Genomic DNA, 16,270 nt, shown 5'->3' with positions numbered 1-16,270 from the left:
GAAGGTGATTTCTTGTTCAAAGTGGGGATGGCGCTCGCATTTTCGGTGATCGCTGCTCTCGTCGTTTTTTTGACGGGGCTCTTTACCGATGCGCGTATTGGCACAGCATTTCTGCGCAGCCTCATCGCGTTCGTCTGTGCCGGTGCATTTACCTATCTTGTCACCTTCATTCTCGAGGCAAAAGGTTGGACAGCGTACGACAAGATGCCGGACGAGCGCATGGAAGATATGAAGAAGATCGTTTATGATGCCGATGACATCGACTTTGACGCAGAGGACGACGGCGCAGAGGATGCAATTGCCTTTGCTGAGCCCAAGGATTTCCGTCCGCTGTCGGCGGAGACGCTGACGCACATGACGTCACCGGATGAGGTGCATGAGCCGCCGGTGGCTGAGACGTCGACGGGTGAGGAACCCACAGCAGTGGCCCCGGCGTAGAGCTGGCGGATGCGCGGAGAGGAGATGATGCAGATGGCGGAGCCGATAGAAGAGGATATTGAGGCTCTGTGGAAGGCGTATGAGACGGAAAGGACCGTTGAGGTGCGAAACCGTATTGCCGAACACTATCTCCCTCTCGTACGCCTGGTTGCCGGACGCATCGCCATCAGCCTGCCACAGCACGTCGATCGGGAGGATCTTCTGAGCAGTGGGTTCTTTGGCCTGCTCGATGCGATCGAGCGATACGAGCTCACACGCGGCAATAAATTTGAGACCTATGCGGGCGTACGCGTACGCGGCGCGATCCTTGACCACCTGCGTGCAAAGGACTGGATTCCCGTCAGCGTACGTCAGAACATCAAGCGCTATGAAAAAGCTGTAGCTCATCTGGAAGGGACTCTTGGGCGTACGGCGACAGATCAGGAGCTGGCGGAGGAAATGGATCTCAGCATAGAGGAATTACATCGTCTTGAGAGCCAGGTCAGTGCAGCGACCGTGATCCCCCTTGAGGAGTATCTCCGCACCGATGCTCAGGCATCCCTCGAGGATGGTCCTGTGGAGCATGCAGAGTGGACGGAGATCAAGGAAACGCTTGCTGCTGCGATTGAAAAACTCCCCGAGAAGGAGCGGACGGTCGTGGCGCTCTACTATTATGACGAAATGACACTAAAGGAGATTGCGGCTGTTCTCCACCTGTCGGAGGCGCGCATTTCCCAGCTGCATACGAAGGCAATCTTCCGTATGCGGGGCTCTCTGGCACGGATGAATGATGTTGGTTAACCTGCGCATCGCCCCGACGAAAATCGTTGTAATCGAAGCGCAATTATGAAGGATCTGGAGTGGGACTTATGGAACGTATCGTTGGGGGAAGAAAAGAGGGCTTTCAACTTGCCCTGCGTGAGGATGGCGCCTACCTTACCGTTTATCCGGAGGAGCCGGATGCGGACGTCGTTGACCTGTCCGCTTTGCGTGAGAAGATCGAGGCGGCGGGCGTTACGGACTACGATGTCCTCCAGCTCGCGCATCTCGTGCGTGCGGCGGAGGGGGTTGAGGAAAAACTTAACGCTGCCGCTGAGAATGGGGAGGATAACCTCACCATCCCCTTTACCATCGAGATCCCGAACGATGCAATGTCGGCAGCAGTACGCTTCGACGATAAGAAGGGAAATCTACCGCCGTCCGTCGCGGATGTATTGGATGCGCTGAAGGAGAAGAAGGTCGTCTACGGCATTGACCGCGCAGCGATTGGGCGCGGCGTTGCGCGTCTCACTCCCTTTATGGCGGCGCGCGGGACAGCACCCGTCGCAGGCGAAGATGCACGGCTCGAAAAGAAATTCGACATGGGCGTCAAGGGGCGTCCCGCAGAGCGAGCCTTTGACCGCGTCGACTACAAGGACATGAACATCTTTCTTCGGGCGGCAATCGGTGATGTCCTTGTCGTCCGTATCCCGGAGACACAGGGCATCCCGGGGAAGAATGTATTCGGCGAGGAGGTTGCGTCGAGACCCGGAAAGCCGATCAATCTTCCACAGGGAAAGAATACCAAGGTGGTCAACAACGACGAGCTGGTCGCCGTCATCGATGGGCAGATCGTCGATGACGGGAAGAAGGTCAGTGTCGACCCACATCTTGTCATCGACAGCAGTGTCGATGTGGGCACGGGCAATATTGACTTTGCCGGCAGTGTGGAGATACGCGGTGACGTCGAGAGCGGCTTCTCCGTCAAGGCAGCGGGCGATGTTGAGATCAAGGGCATGATCGGCGGTGCGGAGGTCGAGGGGCGCAACGTCATCGTACACGGCGGCATCCGCGGCATGAACGTAGGGAAGATCCATGCGCGCGAGGATGTGAGCATTGCCTTCGTTGAGAATGCGAACATCACAGCAGAGCGCGATATCTTCGTCAATGATGTCGTGCTTCACTCGGTGATGCGCGCAGGGCACCATGTCACTGTTGAGGGGCAGCGCGGATTTATTACGGGCGGCTCCGTTGGGGCAGGGGAGTCCATACGCGCAAAAATCCTTGGGAATAACTTCTATGTGCAGACCAACATCAATGTCGGCATCGATCCGAATCTCAAGCACAAATACGACAACCTGCTGAAAGAATATCAGGCGGCGGATAAACAGCTGACCCAAGTGCGGCTTGCCCTTGAGACACTGAAAAAACAACCGCTCATGAGTCTGTCGGAACGCCGTCGAGAGCAGCTTGCCGAACTGACCCATGTGCAATTCCCGCTGGCGACCAAGATCAAGCGGATGAAGGAGGAGCTGGAGGAGATGCGCGAGGAGTTGGAGCAGATGAAAAACGGCTCCGTCGAGGCGTCGGATACCATTTTCCCGGGGGTCAACATCATCATCAGTGGGGTGAAAAAGACCGTGGACAGCGAACTGCGCCATGCTAAGCTGCAGGTTCTTGAAGGGGAAGTCGTCACAGGCATTCTGTAGAAAAGGAGACAGCACCATGAACGTCACGCCAATCAGCATGCAGATGATGATCCCGCAGTCCAATGAGGCGGGGAATGTTCAAAGCAATATGCAGAATCAGGTCAATGTTCAGCAGACCTTTGAATCCCTGCGCCAGAAACAGGATGCGGAGCTCGCACGTCAGCAGGTGCGTGCGAAGGAAAAGGCGAGTGACGACGCGCGTGTCAAGGACGATCCGGAACGAGAACGCCGTCAGGGACAGCGTGGAAGGGGACAGGGCGGACGAGAGCGGCGGGAGGATCATGGTGCAGAACTCCTTCAGCGGCTTGCTGCTGACCCCAATCGTGGCGTGCACCTCGATATTAGCTTGTAGGGAGGCGGCCTGTTATTATTTCCATCACCGAAATCCTAGGCGCACTCATCATACTGGGAGCTGTACTGCTCCTCATCGTGCGCTACATCATCCATCGCCGCCAGCGCAGCGAGGAAGATGATGAGGAACTGGCAGAATCCATCGAGAAACTAAAAAAAGAGCTCCGACAGTCGGCGGACACCATCATCAAGCGCCTAGGCACCCACGTGACAAAACTCGAAGGACTCCTGCGTGAGGCAGATCAGCGGTGCACGCAGCTGGAAACGCGTGTGGCGGATGCACAGCGCCTCGAGTGGGCACTCCAGCAACGTATCGAAGAACTCGAACGCCGTCTTCGCGACCTCGGCGGAACCGTGCCCCCTGCGGCCTATACCGCATCACGCGCGGGCACTGTTCCTCCGATGCCGCCTTCGGTTCAGCTGACGGAGGCGCAGCGCACGGACGGCGATGCCTTTGCCGCCGTCCTGCATCAGTCCATCCTGCGCGAGCAGATGCGCAGTACCGCTCCCGCAGCGATGCCCGCTGCACCGCATCCGCAGCAAACCATGCAGCCTGCGATGCAGGTACAGCCACAGGCACGTCCCGTTGCGCCTCCGCCACCTGTGCCGCAGCAGACGCCGGTTCCCGCACCACGGGAAGAGGACGGTATGCCGGAGGAAGAGATGCAGCCCGCCGCGCAGGAAGATGAGTCCATGGGCAAGGCACGCGCCCTCCTGCGCGCCGGACGCACCATCGAACAGGTTGCGCGTGAGACCGGTGTCGAGATCGGTGCGCTTCGCCTGATGAAGCAGATGACGCAAAAGGATTGAGAAAGAAACAAATCCGACACTTGACGGACTTCATTTTTATCGGCGATTCCTTGACAAGATGCGAAAAGGTCGGTATAATAGCCACTGTTCGGGACGTAGCTCAGCTTGGTAGAGCGCTTCCTTGGGGTGGAAGAGGCCGCAAGTTCAAATCTTGTCGTTCCGACCATTCTTTTGAACATTGCTGGAGTATTCAGTATGTGATGCTGAGTACTCTTTTTATTATGGGTAAGCGTACGTGTAGGATTGAGCGATGCCGTTTTTCAGAATCAGCGTTGAGGTGACTTGAAAACAGAGGACAAATCTGCTAAGATAAAGATACAAAAAGAGAGACACCGCAAGGCGTCACCTCTTCACGAATTACGGATTAACCGCTCACGTTTTGAAGGACAGGGCGGTTATTTCTTTTTTATGGCAACGATGTAGCCAGTGACGAGAACAATGATTAAAATGAACTCGTAATAACCCATAGTGCACCACCTCCCGCTTATAGAGTTGGAGAGGTGAAGAAGTTAGCCGCCTTTGCCTTTAGTGGTTCTCTTCAGGCATTATACAAATGCTTTTCGGAAAGTGCAAGCAGCAACGATTTGGATGAAAAGTTGGTACATGGTCTTGCTGCTATTGACAGAATCTATACAAACATCTTGCGAACGCTGTGTGAATCTGTTATCATAAAGACAGAAAAGGAGGACCCCTCTCTGGCGGCTGCTTCTTCACATGGCTATGAAATACACCGCTCACGTTTGGGACGTAGGGGCGGTTTTTCTTTTGCAGCGTGATCGGACGGATGGCGTATGCGGCATCTGTCGAAGGAGGGCAGGTATGGATGTTATCGTAGATCGTGGCGTGCTGCAGGTGCTGCTGCTCGCCGTGATGTTTCTATCCATTATGGTAGAGATCAAGACGGGCGGGCTGGGCGTCGGTGTCCTGCTCGGGATTGTCGCGGCGGCGGTGTTCTGGGGCAGCCAGTATACGCGCGGTCTGGTGGAGTTCTATCACATCGCGGTGTTTCTTGTCGGTGTGCTGATGATCATTGTGGAGATCTTGCTGCCAACGGTCGGACTGCTCGCGGGGCTGGGCGTTGCAGCGATGCTCTACAGCATAGTGCTCGCGCTCGGCGGCGACATCGGCGCACTCGCTGCGCTCGGCATCGCGCTTGCCATCTCTGTGGCGGTATTCCTGCTCGTCGTTGCCCGTCTGCCATCGAGCCGGCTGTGGAACAAGCTGGTCCTTCACAATAGCTCGCGCACGGAGGAGGGCTATGTCAGTGCCGTTGGGGCAGTTGATCTCATTGGGAAGATGGGCAAGGTGCTCACGGAGCTGCGGCCTGCGGGAACGGTACAGATTGACGGCCGCCCTGTTGATGTCGTCTCGGAGGGCGCATTTATTGAAAAGGGGACGCGCGTTGTCGTCCTGTCTGTGAGCGGCAGCCGTGTGGTAGTGCGTGAGGCATAATATTTCGGATGGATGAACATACATCTAGGAGGTTTTCATGGGTACACTATTCGGAGGAGCATTCCTCGTTGTCATCGTTATCCTGGCGGTTTCGATCTTTCTGCATTTTGTTCCGCTCGGGCTGTGGGTCTCGGCGATCTCGGCAAATGTCTCGGTCGGCATTGTCTCGCTGGTCGGGATGCGCCTGCGCCGCGTTCCGCCGAGCCGCATTGTTCTGCCGCTCATCAAGGCGAATAAGGCAGGGCTGGATGTGAGCGTCAACCAGCTCGAGGCACACTATCTCGCAGGCGGTAATGTGGACAAGGTGGTGGATGCGCTGATCGCGTCGCATCGCGCGCAGATCGCCCTCCCATTCGAGCGCGCAGCGGCAATTGACCTCGCGGGGCGCGATGTGCTCGACGCGGTGCAGATGAGTGTCAATCCAAAGGTCATCGAGACGCCAATTGTCTCCGCTGTGGCAGCGAACGGCATCGAGCTGAAAATCAAGGCGCGCGTTACGGTGCGTGCGAACATCGATCGCCTCGTTGGCGGTGCAGGGGAACCGACGATCATTGCACGTGTTGGCGAAGGCATCGTGACGACGGTCGGCTCCTCGCAGAGTCACAATGACGTGCTTGCCAATCCGGACGACATCTCGAAGACTGTGCTTGGCAAAGGCCTCGACGCAGGAACGGCATTTGAGATTCTTTCCATTGATATTGCCGATGTCGATGTCGGGCGGAACATCGGTGCAGAGCTGCAGACCGATCAGGCGGAGGCGGATAAGCGCATCGCACAGGCAAAGGCGGAGGAACGCCGCGCGATGGCAGTTGCTCGTGAGCAGGAGATGAAGGCGTACACGCAGGAGATGGAGGCCAAGGTGGTCGAGGCGCAGGCAGAGGTGCCGCACGCTATGGCACAGGCGCTGCGCGAGGGCAAGCTCGGTGTCATGGACTATTATCAGCTGAACAACATCCAGTCGGATACGGATATGCGCCATGCGATCAGCGCATCGGGGAAGCAGGATGACAAGCATCCGTCTGTCCCCGTAAAGTGAGGAATGCACCATGGAATTTCTCGTCGTAGTCGGCATCCTGATCGCGATCAGCGTGCTCGATGACCGTGTGCGCGGAAAGAAAAAAGTTCCGCCGCCGACCGTGCCGCAGGAGATTCCCCGTCAGAGGCGCGGGGGACAGAAAGGCGGTGCGTTCGAGATCCCGCCGATGCGCGGCATCCCCAGCCGCATCGAGATCGGGACCGTCGATCCGACGGAGGCGGAGCGCGCCCTGCGCGAAAAGTGGGAGACGGAGCGCAGAGCCACCGAGAAAGCGGCGGCGGCCCACCAGCATGCGGAGAAGCAACGCGCCGCGCAGGAACGGCGCACTGAGATACTGTCTGCTGCAGCATCTCCTGCGATAAAGGGGCTGCCGCAGTGGACGCCGCAGACGATGAAGCAGGCGGTCGTGATGGCGGAGATCTTGGGGAAGCCACGCGCTCTGCGCCGCTTTCCGCAGCGATAGCAAAGAAAAACGAGGATTGCCACATCGGCAATCCTCGTTTTTTTGTGATTCTCTTATTTGATCTTATTCAGCTGATCTGCCATGTCTGCCGCACTGCGGTCACCCTCCACCGCTGTGATGATGGGCTGTGCGCCGAGCATGACCGTGGAGCCGTCCGCGTACGCATCCGCGGCGGCGTGCCCATTCTTATAGGCTGCCGCGAGGTTGCCCATAACGAAGTAGGCGCGCTCCGCCGAGGTCATACCGTTGGCAGGGGCGGGGGTCACGAACTCCTTTTTGTTGATATAGACGGTGCCGTTGTTCACTGTGACCTTGCCGCCGCTCATCTCCGTCAGCTTCTTGGCGTAGTTGTCACGGCGCGAGGCATTCGACGGATGATCGGCGGCACCGGACATGATGGAGACGACATTGGCGGAGTTGTTGCCGTCCATATCGATGACACGCTGCCATACCGCTGCCGTTGCTCCTGGGTTGTACGGAGAGTGCGAGATGTAGTCAAAGGCGAGGTTATCTGCCTCCCACTCCATCGGCTTGGTGAGTCCCTGTCCGCTCCATATATTGGCGGCGATTGCACCGAGCACCGTACCCGTCGCACTCGCAAGAATTGCAGGCCCGAGCGAACGCTTCATGCCCCTTGCAGGGTGATCCTTCTGCCCGTGCCCCATCTCATGGGCGAGGACGACGGCGATCTCATCCTCGTTATTGAGGTAGTTGTAAAGCCCCGTATTGACGCTCATATTATGTCCGAGCGTACAGAATGCGTTGAAGCTGTTCTCGTTGTTGATGAAATAGAGGTACGGACGGTCATAGATGGTCGCGTCCTGTGAACCGATCGCCGCCGTCAGATTGGTGAAGATGCGGTCGAGCTGATTGTTGAGCGCGTAGTCGTCATTGACCCCGTACTTTTCGCGCAGCTGATTGTTCAGCGCCTGACGACCTTCCTCAGTTGTGTTGTAGTACTTAATCTCCTTGTTCATCTCAGCGGACGCTGCAATACCGCCGACGATCGCACCGATGATGTTGCCCGTGCTTGCCTCGGCCACGGCTGGGGTACTGAGGGTAATGCCACCCGCCATGGAGATGGAGAGAGCAAGTGCGACACCACTTCGCATCAATTTTTTCTTATTCATAATTCCTCCTAACATATGAACCGATGAACATATTATATCGGATGAAAATATTTCTGTCCAGTACAGAGGGAAAGAAGCGTGTCGCTGTAAGCGCAGAGCAGGTTTTAGGAGAGTAGGACTTTTTTCTCCTGCGTGTGCAGAGGGGGCGCTATTCTTGACACCATCCACAAAAAACATTAAAATATATAAGAATATGCGCTTATTTATGAACGAGGAGGTGGCCGTTATCTTTACGGAAATACTCATGATAATTATCGCCATTGGCGTTGGCGCTGCAGCCGGCTATACGGCACGCAAGCGTGCGGCAGAGGCACAGATAGGATCAGCCGAAAGTGAAGCAAAACGCATTGTCGACGAGGCCGGGAAGGCGGCGGAGACGAAGCGGAAGGAAGCACTGCTCGAGGCCAAGGAGGAGATCCAGCGGCAGCGGCAGGACTTTGAGCGTGACACGAAGGAACGCCGCAGTGAACTGCAGCGCATGGAGCGTCGTACGATCCAGAAGGAGGAGAATCTCGACCGCAAGCTGGAATCCATCGAGAAAAAGGAGGAAGGTCTCGCACGTAAGGAAGCACGCATCGACAAGACGCAGGCAGAGGTCAGCGCGCTCTATGAGAGTCAGCGGCAGGAGCTCGAGCGCATCTCTGGGCTCTCCTCCGAGGAGGCACGCACCGTGCTCATGGCAGAGGCAGAGGAAGAGCTGAAGCATGAAAAGGCACGCAAGATCAAGGAATATGTCCAACAGACGAAGGACGAGGCGGACAAGGCAGCACGTGAGATCCTGAGCGTCGCCATCCAGCGCTGTGCTGCCGATCACGTAGCGGAGACGACGGTCTCGGTCGTTGCTCTGCCGAACGATGAGATGAAGGGGCGCATCATCGGGCGCGAGGGGCGCAACATCCGCACATTGGAGACGCTGACGGGCATCGACCTCATCATCGACGATACGCCCGAGGCGGTCATTCTTTCGGGCTTTGATCCCGTACGCCGTGAGGTGGCGCGTATTGCGCTCGAAAAGCTGATTCAGGACGGTCGTATCCATCCCGCACGCATCGAAGAGATGATCGAGAAGGCGCGCCGTGAGGTCGACCAGCGCATCAAGGAAGCAGGGGAGCAGGCGACGTTCGAGACGGGCGTGCACGGCATCCATCCCGAGCTGGTGCGTCTGTTGGGGCGGATGCGCTATCGCACGAGCTACGGACAGAACGTGCTGGCGCACTCCATCGAGGTCGCGCATCTCGCGGGGCTGATGGCGGCGGAGCTGGACTGCGATGTCATGCTCGCCAAGCGCGGCGGCCTCCTCCACGACATCGGCAAGGCAGTCAGCCATGAGATCGAGGGCCCGCATGTCACAGTGGGCGCCGAACTCGCACGCAAGTACCGTGAGTCGAAGGAGGTCATCAATATCATTGCTTCACATCACGGTGATGAGGAGGCGACAACGGTGGAGGCCGTGCTCGTCGCGGCGGCGGATGCTGTCTCTGCAGCACGTCCCGGCGCACGGCGAGAGAGCCTTGAGTCCTATATCAAGCGACTGAAGGCGCTCGAGGAGATCGCGGAGTCATTTGACGGCGTAGAGCGTTGCTTTGCCATTCAGGCGGGGCGTGAGATCCGCGTGATGGTAAAGCCGGACAAGGTGGATGATGCGGGAGCGGCAGTTCTCGTTCATGATATTGTAAAGAAGATCGAGGGCGATCTCGAGTATCCGGGGCAGATCAAGGCAACGGTGATCCGTGAGACGCGCGTTGTCGATTATGCGAAGTGAGGCAAGAAACATATAAATAGGGGACATCTGCCCTTTATTTATGGGAAATATGGAGGATGGACAATATCCGCGGTGAAAAAGCGGAACTGCCCGACGTTCAACAAGGAGTGCATCATGCAGCAGCTGACCTATATTGTTTCCGGGACTGCCGATGCGCAGCGCAAGGCGGAACAGGCAAAGGAAAAACTGGATCGGATTCCGCATGTGGAGTCTCTGCTCATTACGATTGCCGCCCCCTGTGATATGCCGGCTGAGAAGGCAGGGAGCATGGTGAATGCTGTGCGGGAGCTGTTCCCGCATGCGCGGATCCTGGCGCATACCTGTGCCCTCAAGATGGCGGATCTGTGCCTTGATACGGAAGGGGCCATGCTGACCTTTACGGCGTTTGAGTCATCGCGGGTGGAATTTGTCACGGTCAAAGGAAATACGCCGATATCAGAGGCAAAGGAGAGTATTGCCCGCTTTATCGGCACACGTCCGCATACCAAGGCAGTCGAAATCCTTGTGGTCGGCCTTATGGATCAGCTCGGTGCACTGCTTGAGGAGGGCACTGCGATGGACGAACGCATCGCGGTGTTTGGAGCCTTTGTTGATTCGCCGCCTATGGGAGTGCACGGCTATCTGATTGCGGACGATGCGGAGCTGCGGCTTGGAATGGCCGCCATTGTGTTCCACGGCGAGACGCTGGATGCGCATGCAGTACGCAATTTCGGCTGGAATGAACTCGGCCGTGAGATTGTTGCGACACGTGTAGACGGCTGCACGGTCAAGGAGTTGGACGGCGGCATACCGCTGCATATCTATGAGCGCTATTTCGGCATCAAGGGGAATGGCGACTTCAGTTCGGATGCGGCACTCTTCCCGCTCTGCTTCGAGGAGGAGGATGGCTCGGTCTCCGCGCGTGTCCCTCTTAAGATAGAGGAGGGATCGGGAGAACTCACCTTCGGCCTGCCCATGCAGGCGGGGACGAAGTTTCGCCTTGCTTACGGCGACCCCTACGGCATTCTCACGAAGGCGGCGGAAAACGCACGTGATATGTCTGCGTTCTCACCGCAGGCAATTTTCGGTGTGGCGTGCATCGGGCACTATCTCCTGCTTGGCGAAGATGTCGTGACGGAAATGTCCCCCTGCGCTGGGCTCCCCTCGTCGACTGTATTTGTATTCGGGGAGGTTCGGCGCGTTGGGCGACGCATTGTTCCGGCAAATTTGAATGTCCTGCTCGTAGGCATGAAGGAGAAATCCAATTACGTCAAGGCCGCAAAGCTGGAGCCAAAGCGCGTGGCACCGCTGTCCTACGATCGGAAAATGCTTGCATTCATGTCGCACTTCATCCGTGTTTCGGAGGAGGAGCTGCATACAGTGAATCAGCAGCTCACGCAGCTTGCCATTCGCGACACGCTGACGAATCTGCTGAACCGCCGCGAGATGGAGCGCCTCCTGAAGGAGGCGGTGTCAGTCTCACAGACGCAAAAGACACCACTCTCGGTCATCCTTATGGACATCGACAACTTCAAGGGCGTCAACGATACCTATGGACATGATATGGGGGACAAGGTACTTCTTACGGTGTCGGATGCAATCTCCCACACGATCCGTGGCTCAGATGCGGGCTGCCGCTGGGGTGGGGACGAGTTCTTCATTATTCTTCAGGGGGCGCCGCTCGCAGTTGCGGGCAGAGTCGGGGAGCGTATTCGCCGCAGGGTGGAGGAGGCGAAAATGCCGTTTCACCACAATGTCACGATCAGTGTCGGCGTAGCTGCCTTCGATCCGGAGCAGGATAATGAGCTCCAGCTATTCAAGAATGCTGACGAAGCACTTTATCAGGCGAAGAAGGCAGGACGCAATGTGGTATATGCGCTCGGCTTTGGGCGTGTGAGCAGTGAGGAATAGTCGGTCATGGAAAGGGGGGCGCAACATGTGGGATTCTTTTCGCAGTATGTTTTTAGGGCAAAGATCGGTTCGAACGTCTCGTGAACAGGCACGTCCGGGTGTGCAGCTGCTCGCTTCCGTGCTCGTCTGCTTTCCTGAGATTGCGGCGGTTTCCTACGATCCATGCGAGGGAATGCTGACGATGGCTTTTTTCGCTCGCGCACAGCTGTCACCCGCAGAGGCGGAGGAGTTTACCGCGTTTCTTGGTGAGAGCATTGAGAGCTTTCATGCGATCGAGGGGAGTGTTGTGACGGCGATGGACTTCTCCTATGAGCGGCATGATGGGCTCATGATGCTGCATCTCGCACGGCGGATGGATGAGGTGACGGAGCGGGAGATTGGGCTTACGGTACAGCTTCTGACCGATCGCTTCGGCGATGCGCTGCTCGTGGACGTACATGGGGCGGACCTGCCCGATGCGGAATTCCGACAGATGCAGCATGAGACACTCGATCGCATGCTGACCGCCGTACGCGAGATGCCGCTGCGCGATCGTCTCGTTGGGATTCGGGAGCGCGACCAGGTTGTGGTTTATAACCGCTGATGGAGTAAGAGAGGAGGGGACGCCGTGCGCATACTGATCGTCGGTGATGTCGTCGGACACGCGGGACGGCGTGCCTTTCGTGCTCTTACGCCGCGTCTGCGCGCGGAGCGCGGCATTGATGTCGTCATCGTCAATGGAGAGAATTCGGCTGGCGGCAAGGGCTATACGCGCAAGGCGCTCGATGAGCTCTATGCAGGCGGAGCCGATATTGTCACCTCGGGCAATCACGTCTGGGATAAAAAGGAGGTTTTCTCCTTCGTGGATGATGAGCCGTTTCTCATTCGTCCTGCCAACTATCCTGAGGGGGCGCCAGGAAAAGGATTCTGCGTCTTTCCCGCCAAGACGGCGAGCATCGGCGTGATGAATCTCTCGGGGCGGTCGTTTATGCCGCCGATGGACTGTCCCTTCCAGAAGGCAGATGAGATTCTTGCCGTGCTGGAGGGTCAGGCGGATCTCATCGTACTGGATTTTCACGCGGAGACCACGTCGGAGAAACTCGCGATGGCACATTATCTGGACGGCCGTGCGGACATCGTTGTCGGCACGCATACACATGTCCAGACAGCAGATGCGCGTATCCTGCCGGGCGGGACGGCGTACATCACCGATCTCGGCATGGTCGGGGCACAGAATTCGGTGCTCGGCGTGCGCACGGATCTCGTCATTCAGAAGTTCCGTACGGGGATGCCTGTGCGGTTTGATATGGCAGAAGGTCCTGCGGAATACGCGGCGGTCATCGTGGATATTGATCCCGCGGGGCAGCGCCCTGCAACGATTGAACCGCTTTTGCTGCGCGAAGCGGAATAGGGAGTCAAGGAGAAGATATATGCCAAGCGATTTGCATATCCATACGACCTTCTCCGACGGCAGGAATACGCCGGAGGAGATCATGGAAGCGGCAAAGGCTGCGGGGCTGCGCTACATCTCCATTACGGATCACGACTCGGTTGAGGGCGTGACGGAGCTGTATGAGAGCGGACACATTTCCTCCGGCAGCCTGCGGGTGATCCCCGGGGTGGGATTCAGCACGGGCGATGGCGGGCACGACGTCCATATCCTAGGCTACAACATCGACATCTACGATGCGGGGCTGCAGGAAAAACTCGAGGAGATCAGCGAGGCACGGTGGACGCGCTTCACGAAGATCGTGGAGCTCCTGCGCGGCCTCGGTTATGAGATTGGTGAGACTGAGGTGCTGACGGACGAGGGAATGTGCAAGGCAATCGGTCGCTCTCACGTTGCACGCGTGCTGGTGAAAAAGGGCTATTTTGACTCCGTCCGCACTTGCTTCGACCAGCTGCTGAAGCGTGGGCAGCCTGCCTATGTGCCGCATTTCCGCGTCTCTGCCGAAGAGCTCATCAGCCTCATCCGCGGGGCGGGCGGGATCCCCGTCCTCGCAAATCCCAAGTCTGTCGGCGATGAGACGATCATCATGACGCTCGTCGGGCAGGGACTTCAGGGGGTTGAGGCATTTTATCCCACCTACGACAGGCAGGATACGCAGCACTACCTGGATGTGGCGCAGAAGTATGGACTTCTCGTATCGGGCGGCTCGGATTACCGTGGCTTTCCCGGACGCGGAACAGAGAAGATCGGGCAGTTCACGATCGAGGATGTCTATGCGGAAAATTTTTATCGCCCGCCGCAGCATACGTGAGGATACCGTGAAAAGAGGAGGGACACAATGGACGTAATTGCCCTTGTCGGCCCGAGCGGAACGGGAAAAAGTCACCGCGCACTGTGGGTCGCCCGAAAAAATGGCGCAGATGCCATCATTGATGACGGCATCCTCATCAAAGATGGGAAAGTGGTCGGCGGCACATCAGCAAAGAAGGAAAAGAACCGCATCATGGCGGTACGGCGTGCGATTTTCGTCCTTCCGGGACATGCCGCCGATGTACGGCGCGCGATTGAAGAGTGTGCGCCGCGCCGCATCCTGATCCTCGGCACCTCGGAGAATATGGTGCAGAAGATCGCGAAGGCACTTGGTATCGGTCCAGTCGGTAAGATCATCCGCATCGAGGACGTCGCCTCCAAGAAGGATATGGAGATCGCCCAGTATCACCGCCTGAAACGCGGCGAGCACATCATTCCCGTACCAAGCATCGAACTGAAGCCACATTTTTCGGGTTATCTCATTGACCCGATCAAGAGCTTTTTCAAGACCTCCTCGTCGAAGCGCCGCAAGCTCGGGGAGCGCTCCATCGTACGCCCTGTATTCAGCTACTATGGAAAACTCATCATCGACGACTCAGTTATCAAGAACATCGTGCGCATTGCCGCCGAGAAGTTCGAGAACGTATACCGTGTCGGTGGGACGCGCGTCCGCCACATCGTGAACGGGGACGACGATCTCGGCATCACGGTCTCATTGGAGGTTGTCTTCGCCTATGGACATGCGATCAAGGAGACCATGGTCGCCTTGCGCCATCGTCTGCAGACGGAGATCGAGCGCATGACGGGGATGGTCGTTCACGAGGTCGATATCCTGGTCAAGAGCCTCTATGTCGACGCGCAGCCCTCTCTGCGTGCCGAAGGATAACGCGGTGACGAAAAGCCTTATCATTTTTTAAGAAAAAAAGGCAGAATCAAAAGGATTTTTTATGGGGACGTAGAACTAAATATATATCTATTACGTATGTCGATTTTTGTGTGCGTAAAAATATCGAGGAAAGGAATGTGACGTTTCATGCTGGAGCAGGTGGTCAATACCTCGGTGATAGATGTCAGCAGCCGTGCCATGGCAGCATCGACACTTCGCCATGAGGTGCTCAGCAACAACATCGCCAACGTGAATACACCGAACTTCAAGCGGAGTCATGTCCGCTTTGAGGATCTGCTGAAGAAGGAATTGGGGCTGGAGGACGATCCGCTGATGCCAGTCGTGCGTACGCATGACCGCCACCTCCCGCTAGCGTATCGCGGAAAGGCACACGGTGTCATCGAGCAGGAGAATACGACCAATATGCGCCTGGACGGCAACAATGTCGACATTGACGTTGAGATGGCAGAGGTCGCAAAGAACCAACTTTATTACAATGTACTTGCCAATCAGCTGGGGGGACACATCAGTAGGATGAAGAGTGTCATCACCAGTGGTCAGGGCTGATCGGAGGGCATGATATGGGAATGTTTTTGGGAATTGATACGGCGGCCTCCGGGCTTACAGCGGAACGCCTTCGCATGGACGTGATCTCCAACAATATCGCGAATGCGAATACGACGCGGACGCAGGGCGGGGGTGCCTATCACCGCCGCTATGTCGTGTTTCAGCCGCGTGAGAAGGGACATGGCATCGGCTTTGAGTCCTTCCTGGCACGTGCGTCGAACCGCATGCGCCCCGGTGACGGCGTACGTGCTGTCGGCATTCGCGCAGACAACACGCAGGGACCTCTGGTCTATGAGCCAGGGCATCCGGATGCAAACGCAGACGGCTACGTGGAGCGCCCAAACGTCAACATCGTCGCTGAGATGGTCGACATGATCTCGGCGTCGCGCGGCTACGAGGCGAATACGACGACGATCAATGCAGCGAAGGCCATGGTCAATGCGGCACTCCGCATCGGCGGCGGAAACTGATGCACACATTGTAAGGGGGATCCATTATGGAAGTACAAGCACTGCAAATGACTCCTGTAACGATGCGTGCACCCAGCCATTTGGGCGAGACCATCGACAAATCCCAACGCAAAGATTTCGGCACCTACCTAAAAGATGCCCTCTCCGAAGTCAATCATCTTCAGCTTGCATCAGAGGAGCAGACGAAGCTGCTCGCTGCGGGTGAGGTGGAAGATGTTTCTCAGGTTATCGTGGCAGGGCAGAAGGCTGAAATTGCCCTGCAGCTTACCTTGCAGATGCGCAATCGTGCCGTTTCTGCCTATCAGGAAATCATGCGGATGCAGGTATAA

The 16,270-nt window shown here is 57.0% G+C and carries 19 protein-coding genes and 1 tRNA gene; 19 read left to right on the top strand and 1 reads right to left on the bottom strand.

All coding sequences use genetic code 11. From position 1 onward, the window contains the following. The first annotated feature begins 12 nt into the window (after positions 1–12). The 10 genes from C1713_RS05640 (at position 13) to C1713_RS05600 (ending at position 6,997) form a co-directional block, all read left to right on the top strand. Positions 13–438, top strand: a complete 426-nt coding sequence (locus C1713_RS05640) for a hypothetical protein (RefSeq protein ID WP_102493298.1) — start codon at positions 13–15, stop codon at positions 436–438. A 24-nt stretch (positions 439–462) separates the two neighbouring features. After that, positions 463–1,218, top strand: coding sequence for a FliA/WhiG family RNA polymerase sigma factor (locus C1713_RS05635; protein ID WP_170950799.1), 756 nt, complete (start codon positions 463–465; stop codon positions 1,216–1,218). Positions 1,219–1,286: 68 nt separating this feature from the next. Continuing rightward, positions 1,287–2,885, top strand: coding sequence for a DUF342 domain-containing protein (locus C1713_RS05630; protein WP_102493297.1), 1,599 nt, complete (start codon positions 1,287–1,289; stop codon positions 2,883–2,885). Positions 2,886–2,901: 16 nt separating this feature from the next. Beyond that, entirely contained in the window at positions 2,902–3,237 is a 336-nt protein-coding gene (locus tag C1713_RS05625) for a hypothetical protein (protein WP_102493296.1), read from the top strand. Positions 3,238–3,314: 77 nt separating this feature from the next. Beyond that, positions 3,315–4,046: a hypothetical protein gene (locus tag C1713_RS05620; RefSeq protein ID WP_170950783.1), complete on the top strand. Its 732-nt coding sequence runs from the start codon at positions 3,315–3,317 to the stop codon at positions 4,044–4,046. An 89-nt stretch (positions 4,047–4,135) separates the two neighbouring features. Further along, positions 4,136–4,212, top strand: a tRNA-Pro gene (locus C1713_RS05615). 334 nt (positions 4,213–4,546) lie between these two features. Further along, on the top strand, positions 4,547–4,822 hold the full coding sequence (locus tag C1713_RS11995; RefSeq protein ID WP_138774477.1) for a hypothetical protein: 276 nt from the start codon (positions 4,547–4,549) through the stop codon (positions 4,820–4,822). A gap of 43 nt (positions 4,823–4,865) precedes the next feature. Beyond that, the gene (locus C1713_RS05610) at positions 4,866–5,498 is read left to right on the top strand and encodes an NfeD family protein (protein ID WP_009753960.1); all 633 of its coding nucleotides are present in this window, start codon (positions 4,866–4,868) and stop codon (positions 5,496–5,498) included. A gap of 37 nt (positions 5,499–5,535) precedes the next feature. Next, positions 5,536–6,534 (top strand): flotillin-like protein FloA, encoded by a 999-nt coding sequence (gene floA, locus C1713_RS05605; protein WP_009753961.1) that lies wholly within the window; start codon positions 5,536–5,538, stop codon positions 6,532–6,534. Between the two features lie 10 nt (positions 6,535–6,544). Beyond that, a complete protein-coding gene (locus tag C1713_RS05600) occupies positions 6,545–6,997 on the top strand; it encodes a hypothetical protein (protein ID WP_102493295.1) in 453 nt (150 codons plus the stop codon). Positions 6,998–7,050: 53 nt separating this feature from the next. On the opposite strand, the gene C1713_RS05595 is transcribed toward C1713_RS05600, so the two are convergent. Continuing rightward, positions 7,051–8,127, bottom strand: a complete 1,077-nt coding sequence (locus tag C1713_RS05595; RefSeq protein WP_039981378.1) for a M48 family metalloprotease — start codon at positions 8,125–8,127, stop codon at positions 7,051–7,053. A 205-nt stretch (positions 8,128–8,332) separates the two neighbouring features. Here C1713_RS05595 and rny point away from each other — a divergent pair, with 205 nt between their 5' ends. From rny to fliE, 9 genes are all read left to right on the top strand, one after another. Beyond that, entirely contained in the window at positions 8,333–9,889 is a 1,557-nt protein-coding gene (gene rny, locus C1713_RS05590; protein ID WP_170950782.1) for a ribonuclease Y, read from the top strand. A 114-nt stretch (positions 9,890–10,003) separates the two neighbouring features. Next, positions 10,004–11,779 (top strand): sensor domain-containing diguanylate cyclase, encoded by a 1,776-nt coding sequence (locus tag C1713_RS05585; protein WP_102493501.1) that lies wholly within the window; start codon positions 10,004–10,006, stop codon positions 11,777–11,779. 25 nt (positions 11,780–11,804) lie between these two features. Next, positions 11,805–12,362, top strand: coding sequence for a hypothetical protein (locus C1713_RS05580; RefSeq protein ID WP_170950781.1), 558 nt, complete (start codon positions 11,805–11,807; stop codon positions 12,360–12,362). 24 nt (positions 12,363–12,386) lie between these two features. After that, positions 12,387–13,169: a TIGR00282 family metallophosphoesterase gene (locus tag C1713_RS05575; RefSeq protein ID WP_009753967.1), complete on the top strand. Its 783-nt coding sequence runs from the start codon at positions 12,387–12,389 to the stop codon at positions 13,167–13,169. Positions 13,170–13,188: 19 nt separating this feature from the next. Next, positions 13,189–14,019 carry a PHP domain-containing protein gene (locus tag C1713_RS05570; RefSeq protein WP_061946225.1) on the top strand — a complete coding sequence of 277 codons (831 nt, stop codon included), beginning with the start codon at positions 13,189–13,191 and terminating at the stop codon, positions 14,017–14,019. Positions 14,020–14,046: 27 nt separating this feature from the next. Then, the gene (locus C1713_RS05565; protein WP_102493293.1) at positions 14,047–14,904 is read left to right on the top strand and encodes an Asp23/Gls24 family envelope stress response protein; all 858 of its coding nucleotides are present in this window, start codon (positions 14,047–14,049) and stop codon (positions 14,902–14,904) included. Positions 14,905–15,051: 147 nt separating this feature from the next. Beyond that, the gene (flgB, locus tag C1713_RS05560) at positions 15,052–15,471 is read left to right on the top strand and encodes a flagellar basal body rod protein FlgB (protein ID WP_061946229.1); all 420 of its coding nucleotides are present in this window, start codon (positions 15,052–15,054) and stop codon (positions 15,469–15,471) included. Between the two features lie 14 nt (positions 15,472–15,485). Continuing rightward, positions 15,486–15,941, top strand: a complete 456-nt coding sequence (flgC, locus tag C1713_RS05555) for a flagellar basal body rod protein FlgC (RefSeq protein ID WP_102493292.1) — start codon at positions 15,486–15,488, stop codon at positions 15,939–15,941. Positions 15,942–15,967: 26 nt separating this feature from the next. Continuing rightward, positions 15,968–16,270 carry a flagellar hook-basal body complex protein FliE gene (gene fliE / locus C1713_RS05550; protein WP_009753972.1) on the top strand — a complete coding sequence of 101 codons (303 nt, stop codon included), beginning with the start codon at positions 15,968–15,970 and terminating at the stop codon, positions 16,268–16,270.

The organism is Centipeda felix (assembly GCF_900186465.1).
Classification (GTDB): Bacteria; Bacillota; Negativicutes; order Selenomonadales; family Selenomonadaceae; genus Centipeda; species Centipeda felix.
This window is presented reverse-complemented; position numbering and strand designations above follow the sequence as displayed.